We start from the raw sequence: 20,095 nt of genomic DNA, 5'->3' as shown, positions 1-20,095 counted from the left end.
CAACAACAATGGCAACAATTCTTCACAAAATCAAAGCGTATCTCTACGATAACGTTTTAACCAAAGACAATCCTAATGACCTAACCGCCAAAACAGCAAGTGAGCGAAGCCTCAATGTACAGCAGATCTGCCAGTCAGCTGCCAACCGCGGAGGGGCAGATATTTCTGCTTCGGCAATGGAGCATGCGACTGAGCTTTTCCTGAAAGAAATGGCATACCAGCTGTGTGACGGGTATTCTATTAATACCGGCTACTTTACAGCCAATACCACCATTCGTGGGGTTTTTGATAGTCCGTCAGAGACATTTAACAAAGATAAGCACAGCATCATCTTTCAGTTCAACCAGGGAGAGAAGCTTCGTGTAGAGATTCCCAATATTGAAGTTGAAATCCTGGGCGTGGCAGAGGCTTCTGCAATAATCTTGCAGGTGACGGACGTGAAGAGCGGTTCGGTCAATGATCTTCTTACTCCCGGAAGAAACCTTAAGATTGCCGGAAGCAAGATCAAGGTAGCGGGTAACGATCCTTTTGTTGGGGTATTCTTTGTGAACACGACTTCTAATGTAAGAACGATCGTAGAGGAAAGTGATATGGTAACCAATAATCCTTCGGAGCTTATTGTGGTGGTTCCTCCATTACCCGCAGGCACCTATCATCTGGAAGTAGTAACCCAATATGCCGGCAGTATCATGCTCAAAGAACCCCGTACCGCTGTTTTTGACCGCGAGCTCACCGTACAGTAAAACATGAGGATTGCAACGGTGCTTGCAAGGGGCATGCAAGGGAGCTAACAAGGCCATTACACCGAGGCTTGCAAGGTGTCTGCTTCGGTGCTAACACGATGCTTGCACCGTACCGTGCAATCGGATTGCAAAAAGAAGAAGCTCTTTTCCGGCCGGCAAAAGAGCAGTGTATCATAAAGTCCGGCTAATATCATTTGTCTGCGCTCCGGTTGGGTTTTGGGCCCCGGCCGGAGTTTTTTTGTGGAAGGGTTTTCGAGTTTGAGGGTGAGAGTGTTTTTGAGTATCTGAGTATGGGAGTTTCTACGGAACGACAAAGAGTTGTAAAATGCCGGTGACTGAGGATCTCGAAGTCACATCCTCCCCTACATCATGGAAAATTAATTTTAACGCCACGAGCGCAAGGTTTTGTTTGAAATTAATTGCGCATATTTTCCGTTCGCAAAGGTACTTCGACAGGCTCAGCATAAACTATAATGCTCAGCAAATGATAGCTAAATTTAATATTGCATTGTTTTTTTGAACACGAAGCCCACTAAGATTTTTTGAAAGTATGGTGCATACGTAGTTTCACAAAGCCGTTGCACTTAAAAGAGAACGCAGAGTTTATCGTCACTTCGAGTAGATTTTGAAAAAATCGTATCGAGAAGTTTGTGAGTTCGAGGATAAATGCCATTCTCGATACATTTTTTCTTCACCTTGTTACGAAAAAACACTCGAATTGACGAGGAATCCAATACTTAAAATTTAGTATCACCAAGCCGTTCCACTTAGAAGAGAGCACCAAGCCAAGTATTGTGAAGACTAACTATAAACTTTAGAAACCCCACCTTACCACTCCGATTGTCATCCCGTAGGGATCTAAGCCCGAATCTTTACATGCTAATGTTAAAAACTATGCCGAGATTCCTCCCGGAAATCGAAGATTCGACGGAGTCAATGACAAAGTGGGTGTTTTAGGGTCGGAGGGTTTGAGAGTATGAGAGTGGGAGTATTTGGTGGCTTCGGCTCCGTTCAGCCACCAAGACTTTTTAAAAGTTGCTAACATTTGTTGAGCGTTAGAGATTCTTCACTCCGCTTCGCTGTGTTCAGAATGACAGCTGAGTATAAGGAACCGCAAATAGTTGTAAAATGGTGGGGTCTGAGGTCACTTGAAGGCCTGCGTTACAAGATATACTTAGTATCTATAAAATCAGTCAGCCAGACATTATTTTCGGAAAGGTAAAACAGAATTCCTTCTTTAAACATTTGCCCTGTCATGATGGTCAGAATAACTGGTTTTCCATGACGCATGCCGACCTTTGTTGCCGTTTCTTTATCACTGCTTAAATGAACATGTTGCCTGTTTCTTTTTTCGATTCCTTTATCTAAAATAGAATCGAGATTGGCCTGCGCCGTTCCATGGTAAAGGAACTCAGGCGGTTGTTGTGGATTCAGCGCTAAATCAATATCAATAGAATGCCCCTGATTGGCTCTGATCCTGGTTTTGTCTTCATTAAAAATAAAACGCCTCTTGTCATTGGTTTCTACCACCTCATCAAGATCTTCAAGGGTGAAATGTATTGCATGGTTTGAGCATTTTTCCTTTAATTCCTCAACATCTGCCCAGCCGTTTTCATCTAAATTTAAGTTGATGGTTTCAGGTTTATGACGGAGAATGAGGCTGAGGAATTTGCTTATCTTTTTCTTTTGCTGTTCGTTCATGGTTGGTGTTTTATTTCATTAATTTATTCTCCAATATAATACATAATTTTTCAATATCCTGTCTTCTTACCAATTGTGTCTGACAGCCACTGGTGGTGACTGAGGGCCTCGAAATGAATTTTAACGCTACGAGCGCAAGGTTTTATTTAAATGATGGTGTTTATTTTTTCGTTCGCAATGGCGCTCTGCTCAGCAAATGATAGCTAATCCACACTTCTAAAATCATGCTTTTCATATACATTGGTGCCTGCCACCGAAGCTATGCACTCCTGTCACCCTGAGCTTGTCGAAGGGCCAGTATAATACTCACATCCTAATAACTAAGGCTTCGACAGGCTCAGCCTGACACCGTATATCATATTGTTTTTGAACACGAAGTCCACTAAGATTTTTTGAAAGCATTACGTATAAGTTTCACAAAGCCGTTCCACTTAGAAGAGAACGCAAAGCCCCTATTGTAATGGCTGGCTGCAATTGATAATAAGCACAACTTATAAATTCCACTCCCTTGGAGGGGTGGCGAAAATTCAAAGAATTTTTGACGGGGTGGTTCAAGAATCTAAGCCCGAATCTTTCCATGCTAACTTTAACAGCTATGCCGAGATTCCTACCGGAAATCGAAGATTATCTCCTTTTAGTCGATGAATGTTATTTCGACGGAGTCAATGACAAAGTGGGTGTTTTAGGGTCGGAGGGTTTGAGAGTATGAGAGTATAAGTATTTGGTGGCTGAGCGGAGCCGAAGCCACCAAGACTTTTTAAGAGTTGCTATCATTTGCTGAGCGTTAGAGATTCTTCACTCCGCTTCGCTGTGTTCAAAATGACAGCTGAGTGTAAGGAACCGCAAAGAGTTGTAGAATGGTGGTGACTGAGGATCTCGAAGTCACATCCTGTACATCAAGCAAGACTGACGAGTTTATCAAACAGTAATTTCATTCCTTTTGTAGCCGTTTCTTTCATGACAACGGCTCTTTGTCCGTACCCAAAGCCTGTTTCATTAGGGTTAATAACAATAAGAAGACAGTCGTCTTTGATATCATGGAGCAATCCGGCAGCCGGATATACCTGTAAGGAAGTACCGATTACAAGGAAAATATCAGCTTCCCTTGCCATTTTGGTCGCTTCTCTCATCAACGGAACATCTTCCCCGAACCACACGATGAAAGGCCGCAACTGCGCACCATCTTCTGCTTTATCGCCAATGTTGATATCGCCTTTCTGTTCGTAAATCAGGTTTTTGTTATTGCATGAACATGATTTGAACAGTTCGCCATGCAGATGCAGGATATTGTTGGAGCCTGCCCTTTCATGCAGATCATCAATATTCTGGGTAATGATCTGAACATCGAAATGCTGTTCCAGTTCAGCCAGCAAATGGTGTGCTTCATTGGGTTGTACTTCATGAAGCTGTCGACGGCGCTGGTTGTAAAATTCCAGGACCAGACTCCTGTCTTTTCTCCATCCTTCGGGACTGGCAACATCTGTAATGCTATGATTTTCCCAGAGTCCGTCTCCGTCTCTGAAGGTTTTTATTCCGCTTTCGGCACTGATTCCGGCACCGGTTAATATGGTTAGTTTTTTCATTTTGTTTTTGTTATGTAATTAAACGCAGAGCCCACAAAGAATTTTTGTAAACAATCTTTAAAATGGGTTAAAGCTCATTCCTATTGATGATAACCCACATTTTAATATAATACACCCGTTGTGCATTTGATCCATTCTCGTCCCTTCGAGTAGATTTTTTCAAAAATCTACTCGAGAAGTTGCACTGCGAGTTGCCATACTTATAGGTTCTCGATAAAAAATTCTTTCAGAATTTTACTCGAACAGACGGACGAATATTCGTATTGTGTAATTAACGCACACGTCACTTCGAGTAGATTTTTGAAAAAAATCGTATCGAGAAGCTGGGCTGCCTGTCGGTGGTATTCATAAGTTCTCGATACATTTTTTCTTCACCTTGTTACGAAAAAACACTCGAATTGACGAATCAAATATTGAAATATTTCAAAATGCACAATGGATTATATTATTTTTCAATAATTCTTCTATAAATGTCTTCATTTTCATCATCAAAGCATACGAAAATGACTTTCTCAAGGATATCAGATTTAAAATCCCTTACCGATTCAACCGCAATTGTTCCGGCTAATTCTTTAGGGAATCTGTACACACCCGTGCTGATGTTGGGAAAAGCGATGACTTTTACCCCCAGGCTTTCAGCCAGCTTCATGGAATTTCTATAGCAGTTGGCCAAAAGAGCAGAACATTCTTCTTCATTTCCATTCCAAACCGGCCCTACGGTGTGAATAACGTATTTAGCAGGAAGGTTTCCGGCCTTTGTCACAACCGCTTCTCCGGTTTTGCATTTCCCCTGCCTGTTTCTGATTTCTTTACATTCTTCTAAAATCTTTGATCCACCCGCCCGGTGTATGGCCCCGTCTACTCCACCTCCGCCGAGTAAAGAAGAATTGGCTGCATTGACGATAACATCTGCTTGAATTCGGGTAATATCTCCTTTTATTATTTCGATTTTCATGAGACCTTAATTAACTAGGATTTAAATTTACAATCAAACTTTCAATTTCAGTATTGATCGGCTTCTTAAAATCTTTTCCTATAAATACTTTTATTACCTCAATATTTCCGGCAATAGCTTGGTTAAAAGCTCCCAGCTCTTCAGCAGGAATCCATAATTCATTATGATTCTTTGCTCCGACATTTTGAGACGGATATTTATTCAGGAAACTCTCCACCATTTCAAAACGTGTTACGAACCTAAGATAGTTTCCTGATTCGTCTCGCGTATTCCATTTTTCGGCAATTTCGGAAGCATAATCTTCGTTAAGAACCGGATAGAATATCGGCTGCCATTCCAGTCTGGCAGGAAATTCTTTGTACTTGCTTTCGATAATTAAAAGCATTTCTTTCTCCCCGACCGGTCTGTATAGCGTTTTTGTTTTCATTTCTTCTTCTTCTTAATTTAAGTTTCGGCTAAAGCCTTTTAACCATTCAATCTTTAAAATGGGCTAAAGCCCATTCCTATTGATATGATAATCCACTTGACGAATCAACACAAGTATAGTACATTTTGACATGCTGTATTTTGATTCAATAGCCAACTTAAATTTGTCTTTATTTAAAATTTATTCATCCATCCTTTTAAAATCCTTTGCATACGGAGAATATGATCCGAATAGGGCATCAAACTTCGTCGTAAGCTTTTTAATACTGAATTCTTCATCCAGCTGATCCAGGCAGGTAATGACCAAGTTTTTGCGGTATGCATATCCATAGCCTTCATCCACTTTCAAAGCATAATTCAGCAGCTCATAATCCAGATCTCCTGTACGGAAGACTCCCTGGTATTCATTAAAGGCACAGGTTTCTTCTTCATTGTTCTGCAAAGGCAGTTGCTTTTCATTACTCATCCATCCGTTGCCGTGGCGTGTAGCATAGATTCTGGTGACATAAAACATTTCGATATGCTCAATTCCTAATTGCCGGCATACTTCATGGGCATTTTTTGATGTGGTATGAGCATACGTCACATTTGGAAATACACCATGATCCATATCGAGCAGGATTCCCTGGCTGCCTTCAAAAATAAGATGTTCAAATGAATTGAGGTAGTCATAACCTGCAATATTCCACTCTATCTGATCGATGGCATTCAGAAAATCATCCAGCGCATTTTGTATCTCCTCTCCTTCCGAAAAGCCATAATAAAAGGCTATCCCTTTTAGCTTTTCGATCAGCAGGGATCTTGGAGCGATCAGGTCGGCGGCAAAAAGCCTGTACGGACTTTCATGCCGTTTCATGGTAGCTCCTACTCCTTTTCCGCAGGTTCCATGTTCGGTATTTCTCACATCTTTTCTGTTGTGAAGCACATCGAAAGGCGTCGTCACTCTGGCCAGCGGATGAATATGAAGGTTGGTGTTTCCGTTTTTATCTTTTAATTCCTTCCATTCATTATACAGGAAAACCGGATGGATGGTACAATGTTCCGTAAAATAAGACGGCAGCCCCCGCAATGCTCCGCTGCAAAAGCTGGAATGCACATGCTTCCTGTCATCGATCATCACCGTATGTGCGGCCTGTTGCCCTCCCGAAAACCGGATCACAACAGCATTGGAATTCCGGGATGCCAGAAAATCTGTGGTAATCCCTTTTCCTTCGTCTCCGAATCCCAAACCTATGACAATATCTGCTGTTTTCATCTTTTATAGTATCTGAATTTCACCCCATCCTTCACGGTTTCCGTATCCTGACTCTTTGTAGGTCTTGCATACGATTTCTTTGACAACGTATGGCACATCCCTGTAATCGGTTATAGAAACACAGTGTTGCCCCAGCAGTTCTTTCCAGCCACGGTCTGCCCGTATGGCCTGCTCTGAGTGCAGAACACTGATGTGATACACCTCATATTTCTTCCTTGCTTCGGCAAGGAGTTCTGTATGGGTAAACGTCTGCTGCCCCGTTCCCATGATTTCTCTGATTGCAGAGGCAGGAAGCGTTTTCAGGCAAGGTTCATCACCTATGGTAAACAGCAGCCCTTTTTGGTTTCTTTTTTCAAAGGCATCGGTTCTGGTATGGAAAGCGGCAAAATACCAGGCCAGAAGATAACTTTCTCCAGCGTTTCCGCCCCCTCCGGATTCGATGTATGTTCGGGTAAGCCACATATCAAGTTCTTCATCCCCGGATTCAAACTGCCCTGCCTGTAAAGGATAATTATCACATTCATGATCCCCGATTCCCATAAATAGCAAGGCAGCATCGGGAACGCCCCCCTGAATGATTCCGCCCATTAATTTAGGAAGCCCTTCCTGAATTAGGTTGTAAGGAATATGTCCCATGCTTCCGGTAACATCCAGCCCTAAAATAATCGGAAATGAGTTCAGATGTACGGATGAATCTCTTGCCTCCCTGAAAGATATGCCATTTGGATTCATAGATTCATGTGCCTTTCTTTTAGCATTCTGAGTGAAAATTTCACCTGCACTTTTTGATGCATATCCCATCTTTCTTGCTCTGTCGAAACGAGCGTCCATGTCGTATCTTGTACTTCCCATAACTTAAAATTTTAGTTTAAGACTGATTTGTATTGTTTTGTTAAATAACACGTTTTGAATGTACTCACACCTTTAATTGCGTTATTATTACACAAATTTAAAGCATTATGATTTTATCAGCCAAATCAATTTGTGTTAATTTTACGCTAAATAAATTAAACACTTGATTTTCAGTATTAAAATTTTAAGGAATAAGTATTGGGATTGATAAATTTTGGCTAAAGCCGTATGGTATAAATTAATGAAAACCGACTGAAGCGTGTTCCTATTGAATGACATTTCTAACATGATTTCCTGCTTTTCTTTTTATAATCCCACGCAGATCATGCTGATTACGCAGATTTATTTATCAGAAATAAGTAAGATGTGTCATTAAATTATAGATCAGCACTTGATACGAAACTAAAACTATTTTATTTCAAAATAAAAGCCTTCTTCTTCCAGTTCTTTATACTTTTCCTGATTGAAGGTAAACAGCTTTCCGGGCCTGCCGCTGCCTTCTTTCCTTACATTCTGAGTTTCATTTAATAGTCCGTAGCTCATGATCTTTTTACGGAAATTACGGCGGTCGATCTCCTGCCCGATAATGGTTTTGTAAAGGTTTTCAAGATCTGAGAATGGGAATTCTTCATTTAATAAATTAAAACCTATCGGATGATACTGTATTTTGGTGCGGAGTCTTTTTAAAGCCATATCAATGATGGCCTTATGATCGAAAGCCAGCTCAGGAAGATTATTGACACTGAACCATTGGGCATCATCCGCATCCGAATCGGCAGAAAGCTGATGGTAAGAAGGATTCACCAATCCAAGATACGTTACAGAAACGACCCTGTTACGCGGATCGCGACCCACGTTACCAAAAGTGTACAGTTGCTCCAGGAAATCGGGCTTTATACCGGCTTCTTCATGAAGCTCTCTTCTGACGGCATCATCAAGGTTTTCATCATCAAGAACCAGTCCGCCAGGCAGCGCCCATCCTCCTTTAAAGGGTTCGATATTCCTTTTGATTAGGAGAATCTGAAGGTCTTTTTTTATCAAAGTATCCGAAAACCACGGCGTCTACCGCTACTTTTATATCCTGCAACTTCTTTGAAGTATTCATAGTCTTAATTTGCGTTGTGAGTACACAAAATTACGATTTAAAGGAAAGATGATCAACATTAAAGTGAAAATTCTGCCAAATCTCTTTTATTTAATTTACAAATAGTCTGTACTGAAGGGGAAAGTTTTCACTGTAAAGGTTTCTGATTGTTTTTGAACACGAAGTACACAGAGATTTTTTTATATGATGTGTGTTTAAGTTTCACAAAGGCGTTGCACTTAAAAGAGACCACAAAGTGTTTCTTCAATATATGATTTAAACTTCACACTTATCTTTTAGCTCTTAATTAAAATCCCATATTTGAGAAATTGCTTTGATTAATATCGTAAAATCACTGTAATAAAATAGTGATTTTACGTATTGATTTCCTGATAATTATATTCAATTTTGGATAAACAAAAGGGAACGCCGAAATCCTAAAAAAAGTAGGCACTCAAACTAATTTTTATACCATCATGAAATCATTATTGAGAGTATTTATTGTAGTCATCATTATTATTGGAGGAGTCCTGATTATTATTGGAGGAAAGAGACCTTTTCCTGAGCCGGAATGCCTTGTGTGCGGTCCGAATCTTGTGAGAATTTTAGGAATTGCAGAGGTGATCATCGGATTGGGAGCATTGGTAATCCAGGGAAATCTTCTGCAAAAACAGAGGAATATTTAAAAGAAAAAGACCGAAAATTTTCGGTCTTTTTTTATATTAATCATTGAGTTTCAAAACTGCCATGAAGGCCGATTGAGGTACTTCTACCCTTCCGATCTGCTTCATTTTCTTCTTACCTTCTTTCTGTTTTTCAAGGAGCTTTCTTTTTCTGGAAATATCTCCTCCGTAACATTTTGCGGTAACGTCTTTTCTTAATGCTTTAATCGTTTCCCTGGCAATTACTTTTGTTCCTAAAGCGGCCTGAACAGCGATATCAAACTGCTGTCTCGGAATCAGCTCACGAAGCTTTTCGCACATTTTTTTTCCAATATGATACGCATTGGAATCGTGAATCAGTGAAGATAAGGCATCTACCATATCTCCGTTGATCAGGATATCCATCTTTACCAGCTTGGAAGCTCTGAAACCTATAGGATGGTAATCGAATGACGCATATCCTTTTGAAATTGATTTCAGCCTGTCATAGAAGTCGAAGACTACTTCAGCCAAAGGCATATTAAAGATCAGCTCTACCCTTTCTGAAGTAAGGTAGCTCTGGTTAACGATCTCTCCTCTTTTCTCAATACAAAGAGTCATTACCGCTCCCACAAAATCTGATTTTGTAATAATGGAAGCTTTGATGAAAGGCTCTTCCACACGATCCATTGTAGACGGATCCATCATTTCGGACGGATTGTTGATGAGGATCGGAACTTCCGGTTCTTTTTTGGTATATCCGAAATAAGAAACGTTCGGTACTGTTGTGATCACATTCATGTTAAACTCACGATCCAGACGTTCCTGCACAATTTCCATATGGAGCATTCCCAGGAATCCGCAACGGAACCCAAAACCTAATGCTGCCGAACTTTCCGGCTCGAATACCAGTGAAGCATCATTTAATCTCAACTTTTCAAGAGAGAATCTGAGTTCTTCGAAATCTTCAGAATCAATAGGATAAATACCCGCGAAAACCATCGGCTTTACTTCTTCAAAACCTTCAATAGGTCCTGATGCCGGCTTTTCGAATGATGTCACGGTATCTCCCACCTTTACTTCTCTCGCATCTTTAATTCCGGAAACCAGATATCCTACATCACCACACTGAATGGTCTTTTTCGGAACCTGCTTAAGTTTCAGTGTTCCCACTTCATCTGCACCATATTCTTTACCGGTAGCGAAAAACTTAATTTTCTCATTTTTAGAAATACTTCCGTTTACTACTTTAAAGTAAGCCTCAATTCCTCTGAACGGATTATACACCGAGTCAAAGATTAATGCTTGAAGCGGCGCATCAGGATCTCCCACCGGAGCCGGAATTCTTTCAACAATCTGCTCCAGCAGTTTGTGAACGCCTTCTCCTGTTTTCCCTGAAACTCTTAAAACGTCATCATAATCACAGCCGATCAGATTCATGATCTCATCGGTTACTTCTTCCGGATTTGCAGAAGGAAGATCTATTTTATTCAGAATCGGAATGATGGTAAGATCATTTTCCAGGGCAAGATACAGATTACTGATCGTCTGTGCCTGAATGCTCTGTGCTGCGTCTACAATAAGAAGCGCTCCTTCACAGGCAGCAATGGACCGGGAAACTTCATAGGAGAAATCTACGTGTCCAGGAGTATCAATAAGGTTTAAGATATATTTTTCGCCTTTATATTCATAATCCATCTGAATGGCGTGAGACTTAATCGTAATCCCGCGTTCTTTCTCCAGATCCATATCATCCAGTGTCTGAGACTGAAGTTCTCTTTGAGTGACGGTATTCGTGTACTCCAAAAGACGGTCTGCCAGCGTACTTTTTCCGTGGTCGATATGAGCGATTATGCAAAAATTTCGTATGTTTTTCATTTAAGAACGTTGTAATTTGCAAAGATAACAAAATGCGAGAGAATTTCTAATTCTTAATTTTAAATCGTGATTTAAATACTTTTAATAACAATTTTAAGTTATAATAGAAAATACTTTCTCTTTCTATTCTACGGATGAATGAAGCAAAAAGAGAGACACATCGTATTCCTTTTTTATTGTTCATATTCTTCTGAAAAATCATATTCTCCGGTTAACGGATCAATATAAACAGGAAACTTATCTTCTCTCCTCATCCTGCTTTGTCTCATGCTCTTTTCAAACAATCCTACAAGACCTACGGCAAGACCACCATACACCCCTCCGTTTGTAGCTCCTCCAACACTTATAAACAGAGAGGAATTCCTAGCCGGTACCAGATATCCCCAGTTGCTGATCAGATAAAAACCTCTGTCATTTTTATTCAGCTCCTGAAATCCGGAATAGGTTTGTTTATACGGTTTTCCATTTTCTACATATCCATACATTTCCCTTGCTGAAATTCTGTTTTTTTTGCCGTTCTCTTCTTTTACGGCTTTTGTTACAGATCCATTTGCATTTTTTTCCAAGATATATTTTCCATGTTCCGGAGTTTGGTTCATAAAGGCTTCATGGCTCAGATAGACACCATCTTTCAGCTGATCATTCTTATATGCCGCAGAATTATTTCTTACATAGCCTTCATAATCTGTGAGAGCATCCAGAGAAACTGCATTTTCTCTGGGCTTAACCGTATAGGTTTTCTTTAGGAACATAGCAAAAACCACCGGGATGTTTTTCATCATTACATCCGAAATATTCCTGCTTTTGAAGCTGTACACCGTATCTTTTTTATAGATAAATTTATATTGGTCGCCTTCTTTCATGAAAGCCTGGGCAGAAAATTCAATATCGCCTTCGGTTTCTTTTCCGTCCGTTTCTCCAAGATATGTCTTCAAGTGTTTCAGCACCAAAACCATTTCGTATTTTCCGCCTTTGTGATTGCTGTCGGCATACCATTTTCCTAGGAAATCGCCGACTGTGGCAGGAAAAATGATTTCTCTCATTTCTTTATTATCTCCAAAAGGCAGTTCGCCAATATTCTGATCAGCTCGTTGGTCGATGACTTCCAGAGATTTGTAAATATTTCCTTTTGGATTGGAGAGATTTCCCCTTTCTTTAATTATTTCCTGCTTCTGCGAAAAGATGAGGACTGAGACGAAGATTAGAATGATTTGCAGTAATTTTTTCATAAAATAAAAGTCGTTGGTGAATAAAGATAGCTTTATCGGTTGAAATAACCTTTTGTAAAAATAAAGATTATTTTAAATTAAACGACTCTCACAATAAATTGCAAGAGTCGTCCAACATTAAAAAAATAAACTATTATGGTTTTATTTTTGTCTTGTAGCGTTGTTGTTTCCGTGAGGTTTTCTTTCATTCATTTTATCTCTCATCATTCCCTCTGTCTGAAACAGCTTCAAGACTTTCTGACAAGGAATTACCTGCTGCATTTTATCAGCATATTTTTTCCTGTTGTCCAGCAGCTTCTGCCCTACGTCAAAACTTTGCTGAAGTTTAGCCTTCGCTTCATCATCAGACAAATTATCCGGATTAAAATCAGAATTAAACTGACTTTTTATCTGCTTCTGACTTTCAAGATATTCATTGTAAACATCTGTAAATTCTTCTTTGTCACTGGGATCTATATCCAGATTATCCATCACCATATTATTTCTGAATTTTGTCAGAAGTGCTTTTCTTTCTTCCGGGGACAGACTGTTGATGACTTCCTTTCTTTGCTTTGGATCCATCTTTTTCCAGTCGTAATCGGTTTTTTGGGCATTAAGACCAAACCCGTATATGATAAAAAGCGTAAATAATATCTTTTTCATCTTTTCTTTTTAATTATACAAATCCAAATAAACATCCTGAGTTGAATTGCTCGCCAATTCTGAGATTTCAGAATTTGAGAATGAATCCAGGTATTCGCTCATCTGAGTTTCCTGCTGTTTAGCTGTAGATTTCACCGCCGGTGTCAGCGTTTGCTGTTTTTCTTCCGATTGTTCCGGAGCAGAAGACTTGCTATTACTTTTGGTTGCCACTTTTTGATCATTGTTTTCAACAGAAGTTAAATCAGATTTCAACGTTTCGTAGGCGATCTCACTTTCTGTCTTCTCCTCCTGTTTGTCTGCTCTATAAGAAAGATTTGAACTTGCATTCTCTTTCGTTATTTCATCGTCTGAATTGAAAACAAAAGTCGCTCCAAAAATCAATGCCAGTGATGCCGCGGCGGCATAAGCCCAATTGAACCTGAAAACCGGAGCTTTCTTACGAGGAAATACCTTGTTTATGACATGATTCTGAACATCCTCATATACGTTTTCAGAAACTGCATAAATATTCTTACGTTCCAGCTTTTCCAGGTCAAATTCATTCAATCCGCGCACTACTCTCTCCTGAAGATTTTCAAACAAATCATCAGGCATCGTGTAAATATTTTTACGTTCTAATTTTTCTATGTCGAACTCTTTCATTTCAGTTTTCTCAAAAATTATCTTTCGTAATTTTCCTTTATATAATCTTCTATTTTTTGTTTGGCATAATGATAATTTGTTTTCAGCGTCCCTACCGACATATCTACAATTTTAGATATTTCTTCGTAAGGCAGATCATCATAATACCGCATCATAAATACCAGTTTCTGTTTTTCAGGCAGGCTTTGTATGGCTTTCTGAAGCAAAATCTGTATTTCCTCAGCATCTTTACCCACATTATCAGCCACAAGATTCTGCATATGATACTCCGGATCTTCATCTGTTTTCTGCATTTTCTTCAGTTTATTGATCTGCTGCAAGGCCTCATTGGTTGCAATTCTGTAGAGCCAGGTGTAGAGCTGACTATCATTTTTAAACTGATGAAAATTCTGATAAGCTTTAATAAAAGTTTCCTGCAAAGTGTCCTGAGCAAGATCTCCGTCCACAATAATTCTTCTTATGTGCCAGTACAATCTGCTTTGATAAGCATCCATCAAAGCGCGAACTCCTTTTTCCTGAGTTCGTGGGTTTTGCATCAACGAAATAATTTCCGCGTCCTTAATCTTCATAAGATGCTTTCACTGTTTTGGATTACAAAAATAACTGAAAGTTAAATGAACTATTCAATTTTCAGTCCAATATACTCATTATTTACAAATATTTATACGCCCTGCTCTGATAAATATTGTATCCGTGCCGATGCGTTTTCCTTTTTAATATTATGTTAAATTGCTGTGTATCCTTTAAAATTTGAGCCAAAAAGTTTTTAAATATAATCAATTGAATTCTCAAAGAAATTTGTTTCAGTCTAAAATGAAAAACCATTTTAATTTAAAATGATGTAAACAAGCGTCGGGCTTTAGCCCGATTTCAAATAAGAATACAATAAAGGCTTTAGCCAAAACTTATGGTAGGTTTTGGCTAAAGCCCGGCTTTTTTCATGGTGTAAATGGACTAAAGCCCATTTCTATTGATCTTACCGTTGAAAACATCTTTAAAAGAAATTTAAAAACTTAAGCCAAAAAACTTCTGTCTTCCCTCTCCCATCTTCCTTCTAAAACTTATCTTTGTTAAATGCAAATAGTAATTATCGGTTCCGGAAATGTGGCCTATCATCTGGCAAAAGCTTTTGTTCTGAATCATATTCCTTTAGCCCAGATTTTTGGAAGGAATGAGAAAGAGCTAAGCAAAATCTCCGAAGAATTAAAGATTCCTTTTTCTACGGAAAAACTTCAACCCGCAAATCTGTATATTATTTGCGTAAGTGATAATTCAGTGGAAGAAGTTTCCGGAATTATTACCTCAAAAGACTGTCTGGTAGCTCATACTTCCGGATCGCTGCCTAAAGAAATTTTGGTTGGAGAATATAGAAAATCAAGCCTTTATCCTTTGCAGACTTTCTCGAAATCTAAAGTCCTTGACTATTCCAAAATTCCCTTTTTTATCGAAGCTGAAAATGAAGAAGACCAACAAATCCTCTTTGATCTTGCCTCTAAGATTTCAGAAAATGTAATGGAAAGCACTCATGAAAAGAGAAAATACATTCATTTAACCGCTGTTTTCGCATGTAATTTTGTCAATCATCTTTTTGCAAGAGCCAAAGAAATTTCAGATTCGCAGGAGATTCCGTTCGATTATTTTTTACCGTTGATTGACGAAACCGTTCAGAAGATTCACGAAATAGATCCGAAAGAAGCACAGACCGGACCCGCTGTGAGAAACGACAAAAGAATTCTGGAACTGCACGAACAGTTATTAAAAGACGAAAGTCTTGAAATTTATAAAACTCTGAATCTTTCCATCAAAAAGATGTATCAATTGCCATAATGTTTTAACTTTGAGAAAAACCAAAAAAATGAACACGAACATTATACGCTCCCTTATCACCGGAGCGGCCATTGTAATCACAGCACTTATCCTGGGTTCAAGCTTTAAAAATAGGAATTTAAAACAAGATACAATATCCGTTACCGGTCTGGGTTCCAAAGATTTTATTTCGGACGAGATCAGCTGGAGCGGAAGTTTTGATGCCAGCGCTTTTGATGCGAAAGAAGCGTATAATATCATCTCGCAGGATAAAGAAAAAGTAAAAGCTTTTTTCTACGGCAAGGGTTTCAAACCCGGCGAATTTACTTTTGGCGGAGTCAATTTTTCCAGATCTTACCGCACCATAACAACAAAAGAGTCTGACGGAACAGAAAAGTCCGAAGATATTTTTGATGGCTACAAAGCAACCCAAAGTGTTATTTTCAGAGCTAAAAAAAATCCTGCTTTGATGAAGAAAATTGAAAGCGTGATCGACAAAACCGCAGAACTCATCAATAGTGGTGTACAGTTTGAGCCTTCTGCGGCACAATATACCTATTCCGATCTTTCTTCATTGAAGCATAGCTTAATAGAAGCCGGATCAAAAGACGCCAGGCAAAGGGCTGAAAAAAATTGTAAAAAGCGCAGACGGAGATTTAGGCAAATTGAAAGATGCTTCGATGGGTGTATTTCAGATTACCGCAAAAGGATCTACAGATGAAGACAGCTACGGCGGGAATTTTGACACCTCAAGTAAGGAAAAATCAGCAAGGATTACGGTAAGACTTACTTATAATCTTGATTAGATTAAACTTTTTAAATTAAAAATGAGTTACAAAGAAAAATTAAAAAATATTAAAGCTTTTGTATTTGATGTAGACGGCGTTTTTACAGACGGAAGCGTGTATCTTATGCCCGGCGGAAATATGTCCCGGGTGATGAATGTCCTGGACGGTTATGCGGTTGTAAAAGCTTTAAAAAATAATTATTTAATCGGTGTGATCACAGGCGGAAACGATGAAATGGTGAAACACAGAATCAATTATCTGGGGATTGAAGATTATTACCCGAAATCTCATGATAAGATGGTTGATTTTGAAGATTTTAAATTAAAATATGATCTCACCAATGAAGAAATTCTAACCATGGGTGACGATATTCCGGATCTTCATATCATGAAAAATTCTGCAATTGCCGCCTGTCCTGAAAATGCAGTTCCCGAGATTAAAGAAATTGCCACCTATATTTCCCCGGTTAGAGGTGGGAGCGGGGCAGTACGTGATGTCATTGAGCAGGTGATGAAAGTACAGGGAAAATGGCATGATGACAACACTCAATCCGTTTAAGTAAAATCAATGAAATTATTATTAGCATCACAATCTCCGAGGAGAAAAGAATTACTGACCAACCTGGGTTTTACCTTTGACGTTGTAAAAATTGACTGTGAAGAAATTATTCCGCAACATATAAAAGTAGAAGAAGCTGCCGGTTATCTTTCTGAACTGAAAGCTGATGCATTCCGTACATTGGAAAAAGGAGAAGTTCTGCTGACCGCTGATACGGTAGTAGCGATCGACAACAAGCTTCTAGGAAAACCAAAAGATGAAAATGATGCCAGAGAAATGCTTAGACTACTTTCAGGAAAAACCCACCAGGTTTATACCGGAATTACCATTAAAACACAAGACATAACTATTACGGAAACTGACCTTGCAGATGTGGAATTCGAACATCTTAATGATAATGAAATAGAATATTACATCCAGCACTACAAACCTTTTGATAAAGCCGGAAGTTACGGAATCCAGGAGTGGCTTGGGATGGCAAAAATAAAAAAAGTAAACGGAAGCTTTTATACCATTATGGGGCTTCCTACCCATTTGGTTTACAAAATTTTGAAAGAAATGTAACGAGTTTCAAAATAAAATTTTATTATTTTTACAGAATTATCAAACCGCTTTATAATAAAAAGTGGATTAGCAAGTTATATTGAAATAATGAAAAAAAATATTTTATTCCTTTTAACACTTTGTATTGTTGCATCTTGCGCTACGAAAACCAAGAAGCCGGAGCAGCGATCGAAGTTCATGAAAGGATTTTCGACATACTACAATACGTTATTTAATGCTAAAGATGCCTTAAATAACGAGTTTGAAACAAGAGATAAGACCCATAAAGATAATTTTTATGCGCCTTATATTCCTGTTCTTACTTACGAAGACCAACCTTTGGGAAGTGATCTGGGACAATCTACCGCTTTTGCAGAAAATTCCATGAAAATGGCGGAAGTAAACCGTCCTGCACAGAACAACAATAAAAGGGGAGGAGCTCCGGCAATGCCACCCGGAATGCCAGGAGATGCAATGTCCGGAGGAAATAATACTATGATTTCCGAAGATCCGAACCAGCCCGAACAGAAAGGAGCAACTACACTGGAAATTGCAGAGGCTAAAGCTTTAAAGGCCATCAATAAATATTCTGTCATCAAACATGGCGAAGAGCAGAACAAGCAGATTTTTGATGCTTATATGATTCTTGCACAGGCAAGAATATATAGAGGAAAATCACTGGACGCGCTGGATGCCTTAAACTATGTGTTCACACATATGAAGGACGATAAAAGAATTCCTCTGGCAAGAATTTATCAGGGTCTGGCATACGATCAGATTAAAAACTATCATAAAGCCCATGAAACTTTTGCTAAATTAAAAAGTGAAAAAATCAGTAAGCAATATGAAAAATTATTAAGCATCTATTATTCCGAGTCCCTTCTGGATGCCGGAAAAAAAGAGGAAGCGGTGAAAGAACTTGATAATGCTTTTGAACTGAACAGCAACAGAAAGCTTAAAAGCAGAATTGCCTACCTGAGAGGACAGGTGCTGGAGAATCTCAATCAGAATGAAAAGGCGAGAGAAAGCTTTATGGCAGCTTACAAATATGCCAACGATTTTGAATTTGAAGTAAAATCGCAGATCGAAATTGCCAAAACTTTTAACGGCAACGGAGATTACAGCGGTGCCAGAAAATACCTGGAAGATATCAGTAAAAAAGGAACTTACGGTTCCAGAAAGAATGAGTTCTACTACGCTTTAGGATTAATGGCCAACAAAGCCGGAAAGAAAGAAGAAGCTCAGGAGTATTTCAGAAAGTCATTGAAAGAAAAGGTTTCCGACGGACAGATCCGGGGTCTGGCTTATTATGAAATAGGGAAGGGGTATCTTGATAAAAACGACTATATCGGAGCCGGTGCTTATTATGATTCGGCATTAGCGGTAATGACGTATGAGCCTTCGAAAGTTCTTTTGGCCGATCAGTCTGTCTATATTAAGAAAATCTCAAGAAATTATTACCTGATCAAGAAAAACGACAGTATTCTGAATCTGGCAAAAATGTCTACGGAACAGAAAACTGATTTTTTCACGAAATATATTGCTAAAATTAAAGCCAAAGAAGAGAAAGAAGAGCTTGAAAAAAGACGTGCGGAAAGAAACAAAGGTTTCGATACGGGAGATTATAGCTCTGCTTCTATTTTTGCCAACAGTTCAAATTCTTTCGAAGACTTTGGCGTAACAGCAAAAGGATTTTATTTCAGCAATACAGGTACGGTTTCCAAAGGGACACAAACCTTTAAACAAACCTGGGGAGACAGAGCGCTTATTGATAACTGGAGGTTTTCCAAGAAAATGGCTACGATCGAGGATATGAAGAATGATGCGTTGGGAACAACCGCTGCGCCAAACCCGAGACGTTTTGAGCCGACTTTCTACATCGAGCAGATTCCTACCGATGCCGGGAAGCTTGGCCAGCTGAAAAAAGACAGAGATACCGCTTCGTTAGGACTCGGAATCATGTATCAGAATTACTTTACCAATACCCCTTTAGCCACCAAAACCCTGTATGATCTGGTAGATGTGAAACCCGAAGAAAAAGTAATGCTTCAGGCTTTGTATGAGATTTTTGCGATGAATCATGAGAAGAATCCGCAGGCTGCAGAACGTGCAAAACAAATCCTTTTAAAAGATTATCCTTATACTTCCTATGCAGAATTTGCAAGAAATCCAAAGAACAGTACTTTCGTAAAATCTTCAGCAGATGTTGAAAGTCAATATAAACAGGCCTTTTCTTTATATGAATCTGAAAAGTTTGCTGAAAGTAAAGATCTGATTGATAAAACTATTCAGCAATATCCGAAGGATGCACTGGTTCCGAAACTCTATTTGCTGAATGCATTTAATTCCGGAAAGGCGAGTGGGAAAGAGGTGATGATCCTTCAGCTTGAACAGATTGTTTTAAATTATGGCAAAACTCCGGAAGGTGAAAAAGCCAAAGAAATGCTCAACTATCTGAAATCTGATATCTCTTTTCAGCCAACGGATAATAAAGGAAATGTGATGGTTCAAAACAACGTGAATAACGTGAACAATCCTCCTCAGCAACCCTCTTCACAGCCCCTCAACAATAATGGTGTTCCTCAAAAACCCGGTAGCGGACAGATGATGAATCCGCAACAGGGACAGACGCAGAGATTAAATAACAACAGGCCACAAAGAAAACCGAATCCTAATCAGCAGTTACAAGTGGAATCAATTCCTACAAAACCACAATAAATAATAAAAGCGAAGAAATTACTCTTCGCTTTTATTATTTTATTTTAAACC

At 39.1% G+C, this 20,095-nt stretch carries 18 protein-coding genes and 1 pseudogene; 7 read left to right on the top strand and 12 right to left on the bottom strand.

From position 1 onward, the window contains the following. Positions 1-8: 8 nt before the first annotated feature. Entirely contained in the window at positions 9-743 is a 735-nt protein-coding gene (locus AAHI02_RS13435) for a DNA-binding domain-containing protein (protein WP_346983678.1), read from the top strand. Between the two features lie 1,161 nt (positions 744-1,904). On the opposite strand, the gene AAHI02_RS13430 is transcribed toward AAHI02_RS13435, so the two are convergent. The 7 genes and pseudogenes from AAHI02_RS13430 to AAHI02_RS13400 all read right to left on the bottom strand — a co-directional run bounded on the left by AAHI02_RS13430 (position 1,905) and on the right by AAHI02_RS13400 (position 8,602). Then, positions 1,905-2,444 (bottom strand): RNA 2'-phosphotransferase, encoded by a 540-nt coding sequence (locus AAHI02_RS13430; protein WP_346983677.1) that lies wholly within the window; start codon positions 2,442-2,444, stop codon positions 1,905-1,907. A gap of 896 nt (positions 2,445-3,340) precedes the next feature. Further along, positions 3,341-4,027 carry an NAD-dependent deacylase gene (locus tag AAHI02_RS13425; RefSeq protein WP_346983676.1) on the bottom strand — a complete coding sequence of 229 codons (687 nt, stop codon included), beginning with the start codon at positions 4,025-4,027 and terminating at the stop codon, positions 3,341-3,343. A gap of 445 nt (positions 4,028-4,472) precedes the next feature. Next, entirely contained in the window at positions 4,473-4,982 is a 510-nt protein-coding gene (locus AAHI02_RS13420; RefSeq protein WP_346983675.1) for an O-acetyl-ADP-ribose deacetylase, read from the bottom strand. Positions 4,983-4,992: 10 nt separating this feature from the next. Next, on the bottom strand, positions 4,993-5,409 hold the full coding sequence (locus AAHI02_RS13415; protein ID WP_346983674.1) for an ADP-ribosylation/crystallin J1: 417 nt from the start codon (positions 5,407-5,409) through the stop codon (positions 4,993-4,995). 180 nt (positions 5,410-5,589) lie between these two features. Beyond that, complete coding sequence (locus tag AAHI02_RS13410; protein ID WP_346983673.1) at positions 5,590-6,663, bottom strand: adenylosuccinate synthetase; 1,074 nt, start codon at positions 6,661-6,663, stop codon at positions 5,590-5,592. A gap of 3 nt (positions 6,664-6,666) precedes the next feature. After that, a complete protein-coding gene (locus AAHI02_RS13405; protein WP_346983672.1) occupies positions 6,667-7,515 on the bottom strand; it encodes a hypothetical protein in 849 nt (282 codons plus the stop codon). A gap of 408 nt (positions 7,516-7,923) precedes the next feature. Then, positions 7,924-8,602, bottom strand: a pseudogene (locus AAHI02_RS13400) (NUDIX domain-containing protein). A 473-nt stretch (positions 8,603-9,075) separates the two neighbouring features. Here AAHI02_RS13400 and AAHI02_RS13395 point away from each other — a divergent pair. Then, positions 9,076-9,285: a hypothetical protein gene (locus AAHI02_RS13395; protein ID WP_346983671.1), complete on the top strand. Its 210-nt coding sequence runs from the start codon at positions 9,076-9,078 to the stop codon at positions 9,283-9,285. A 36-nt stretch (positions 9,286-9,321) separates the two neighbouring features. Here AAHI02_RS13395 and lepA read toward each other — a convergent pair whose 3' ends face one another. From lepA to AAHI02_RS13370, 5 genes are all read right to left on the bottom strand, one after another. Further along, positions 9,322-11,118, bottom strand: coding sequence for a translation elongation factor 4 (gene lepA, locus AAHI02_RS13390; protein WP_346983670.1), 1,797 nt, complete (start codon positions 11,116-11,118; stop codon positions 9,322-9,324). 173 nt (positions 11,119-11,291) lie between these two features. Further along, the gene (locus AAHI02_RS13385) at positions 11,292-12,347 is read right to left on the bottom strand and encodes a hypothetical protein (protein WP_346983669.1); all 1,056 of its coding nucleotides are present in this window, start codon (positions 12,345-12,347) and stop codon (positions 11,292-11,294) included. A gap of 141 nt (positions 12,348-12,488) precedes the next feature. Then, positions 12,489-12,989: a hypothetical protein gene (locus AAHI02_RS13380; protein WP_346983668.1), complete on the bottom strand. Its 501-nt coding sequence runs from the start codon at positions 12,987-12,989 to the stop codon at positions 12,489-12,491. Positions 12,990-12,998: 9 nt separating this feature from the next. Continuing rightward, complete coding sequence (locus AAHI02_RS13375; protein ID WP_346983667.1) at positions 12,999-13,631, bottom strand: hypothetical protein; 633 nt, start codon at positions 13,629-13,631, stop codon at positions 12,999-13,001. A gap of 17 nt (positions 13,632-13,648) precedes the next feature. Beyond that, entirely contained in the window at positions 13,649-14,200 is a 552-nt protein-coding gene (locus AAHI02_RS13370; protein ID WP_346983666.1) for a sigma-70 family RNA polymerase sigma factor, read from the bottom strand. A 505-nt stretch (positions 14,201-14,705) separates the two neighbouring features. On the opposite strand from AAHI02_RS13370, the gene AAHI02_RS13365 reads away from it, so the two are divergent. The 5 genes from AAHI02_RS13365 to AAHI02_RS13345 all read left to right on the top strand — a co-directional run bounded on the left by AAHI02_RS13365 (position 14,706) and on the right by AAHI02_RS13345 (position 20,044). After that, complete coding sequence (locus AAHI02_RS13365) at positions 14,706-15,458, top strand: DUF2520 domain-containing protein (protein ID WP_346983665.1); 753 nt, start codon at positions 14,706-14,708, stop codon at positions 15,456-15,458. 28 nt (positions 15,459-15,486) lie between these two features. Then, entirely contained in the window at positions 15,487-16,158 is a 672-nt protein-coding gene (locus AAHI02_RS13360) for an SIMPL domain-containing protein (RefSeq protein ID WP_346983664.1), read from the top strand. Between the two features lie 106 nt (positions 16,159-16,264). Then, on the top strand, positions 16,265-16,783 hold the full coding sequence (locus tag AAHI02_RS13355) for an HAD hydrolase family protein (RefSeq protein ID WP_346983663.1): 519 nt from the start codon (positions 16,265-16,267) through the stop codon (positions 16,781-16,783). A 9-nt stretch (positions 16,784-16,792) separates the two neighbouring features. Then, the gene (locus tag AAHI02_RS13350) at positions 16,793-17,347 is read left to right on the top strand and encodes a Maf family nucleotide pyrophosphatase (protein ID WP_346983662.1); all 555 of its coding nucleotides are present in this window, start codon (positions 16,793-16,795) and stop codon (positions 17,345-17,347) included. Between the two features lie 87 nt (positions 17,348-17,434). Beyond that, on the top strand, positions 17,435-20,044 hold the full coding sequence (locus AAHI02_RS13345; RefSeq protein WP_346983661.1) for a tetratricopeptide repeat protein: 2,610 nt from the start codon (positions 17,435-17,437) through the stop codon (positions 20,042-20,044). Positions 20,045-20,095: the final 51 nt, after the last annotated feature.

It is taken from the genome of Chryseobacterium sp. POE27 (assembly GCF_039727685.1).
In the GTDB taxonomy this organism is placed as follows: domain Bacteria; phylum Bacteroidota; class Bacteroidia; order Flavobacteriales; family Weeksellaceae; genus Chryseobacterium.
The sequence above is the reverse complement of the archived record's forward strand: the minus strand, read 5'-3'. Positions and strand labels throughout refer to the sequence as shown.

Excerpts from the sequence above, each read along its gene's own strand:
- AAHI02_RS13430 (WP_346983677.1), bottom strand. The coding sequence starts at position 2,444 with ATGAACGAACAGCAAAAGAAAAAGATAAGCAAATTCCTCAGCCTCATT.
- AAHI02_RS13380 (WP_346983668.1), bottom strand. The coding sequence starts at position 12,989 with ATGAAAAAGATATTATTTACGCTTTTTATCATATACGGGTTTGGTCTT.
- AAHI02_RS13425 (WP_346983676.1), bottom strand. The coding sequence starts at position 4,027 with ATGAAAAAACTAACCATATTAACCGGTGCCGGAATCAGTGCCGAAAGC.
- AAHI02_RS13370 (WP_346983666.1), bottom strand. The coding sequence starts at position 14,200 with ATGAAGATTAAGGACGCGGAAATTATTTCGTTGATGCAAAACCCACGA.
- AAHI02_RS13365 (WP_346983665.1), top strand. The coding sequence starts at position 14,706 with ATGCAAATAGTAATTATCGGTTCCGGAAATGTGGCCTATCATCTGGCA.
- AAHI02_RS13350 (WP_346983662.1), top strand. The coding sequence starts at position 16,793 with ATGAAATTATTATTAGCATCACAATCTCCGAGGAGAAAAGAATTACTG.
- AAHI02_RS13345 (WP_346983661.1), top strand. The coding sequence starts at position 17,435 with ATGAAAAAAAATATTTTATTCCTTTTAACACTTTGTATTGTTGCATCT.
- AAHI02_RS13420 (WP_346983675.1), bottom strand. The coding sequence starts at position 4,982 with ATGAAAATCGAAATAATAAAAGGAGATATTACCCGAATTCAAGCAGAT.
- AAHI02_RS13375 (WP_346983667.1), bottom strand. The coding sequence starts at position 13,631 with ATGAAAGAGTTCGACATAGAAAAATTAGAACGTAAAAATATTTACACG.
- AAHI02_RS13410 (WP_346983673.1), bottom strand. The coding sequence starts at position 6,663 with ATGAAAACAGCAGATATTGTCATAGGTTTGGGATTCGGAGACGAAGGA.
- AAHI02_RS13395 (WP_346983671.1), top strand. The coding sequence starts at position 9,076 with ATGAAATCATTATTGAGAGTATTTATTGTAGTCATCATTATTATTGGA.
- AAHI02_RS13435 (WP_346983678.1), top strand. The coding sequence starts at position 9 with ATGGCAACAATTCTTCACAAAATCAAAGCGTATCTCTACGATAACGTT.
- lepA (WP_346983670.1), bottom strand. The coding sequence starts at position 11,118 with ATGAAAAACATACGAAATTTTTGCATAATCGCTCATATCGACCACGGA.
- AAHI02_RS13405 (WP_346983672.1), bottom strand. The coding sequence starts at position 7,515 with ATGGGAAGTACAAGATACGACATGGACGCTCGTTTCGACAGAGCAAGA.
- AAHI02_RS13385 (WP_346983669.1), bottom strand. The coding sequence starts at position 12,347 with ATGAAAAAATTACTGCAAATCATTCTAATCTTCGTCTCAGTCCTCATC.
- AAHI02_RS13415 (WP_346983674.1), bottom strand. The coding sequence starts at position 5,409 with ATGAAAACAAAAACGCTATACAGACCGGTCGGGGAGAAAGAAATGCTT.
- AAHI02_RS13355 (WP_346983663.1), top strand. The coding sequence starts at position 16,265 with ATGAGTTACAAAGAAAAATTAAAAAATATTAAAGCTTTTGTATTTGAT.
- AAHI02_RS13360 (WP_346983664.1), top strand. The coding sequence starts at position 15,487 with ATGAACACGAACATTATACGCTCCCTTATCACCGGAGCGGCCATTGTA.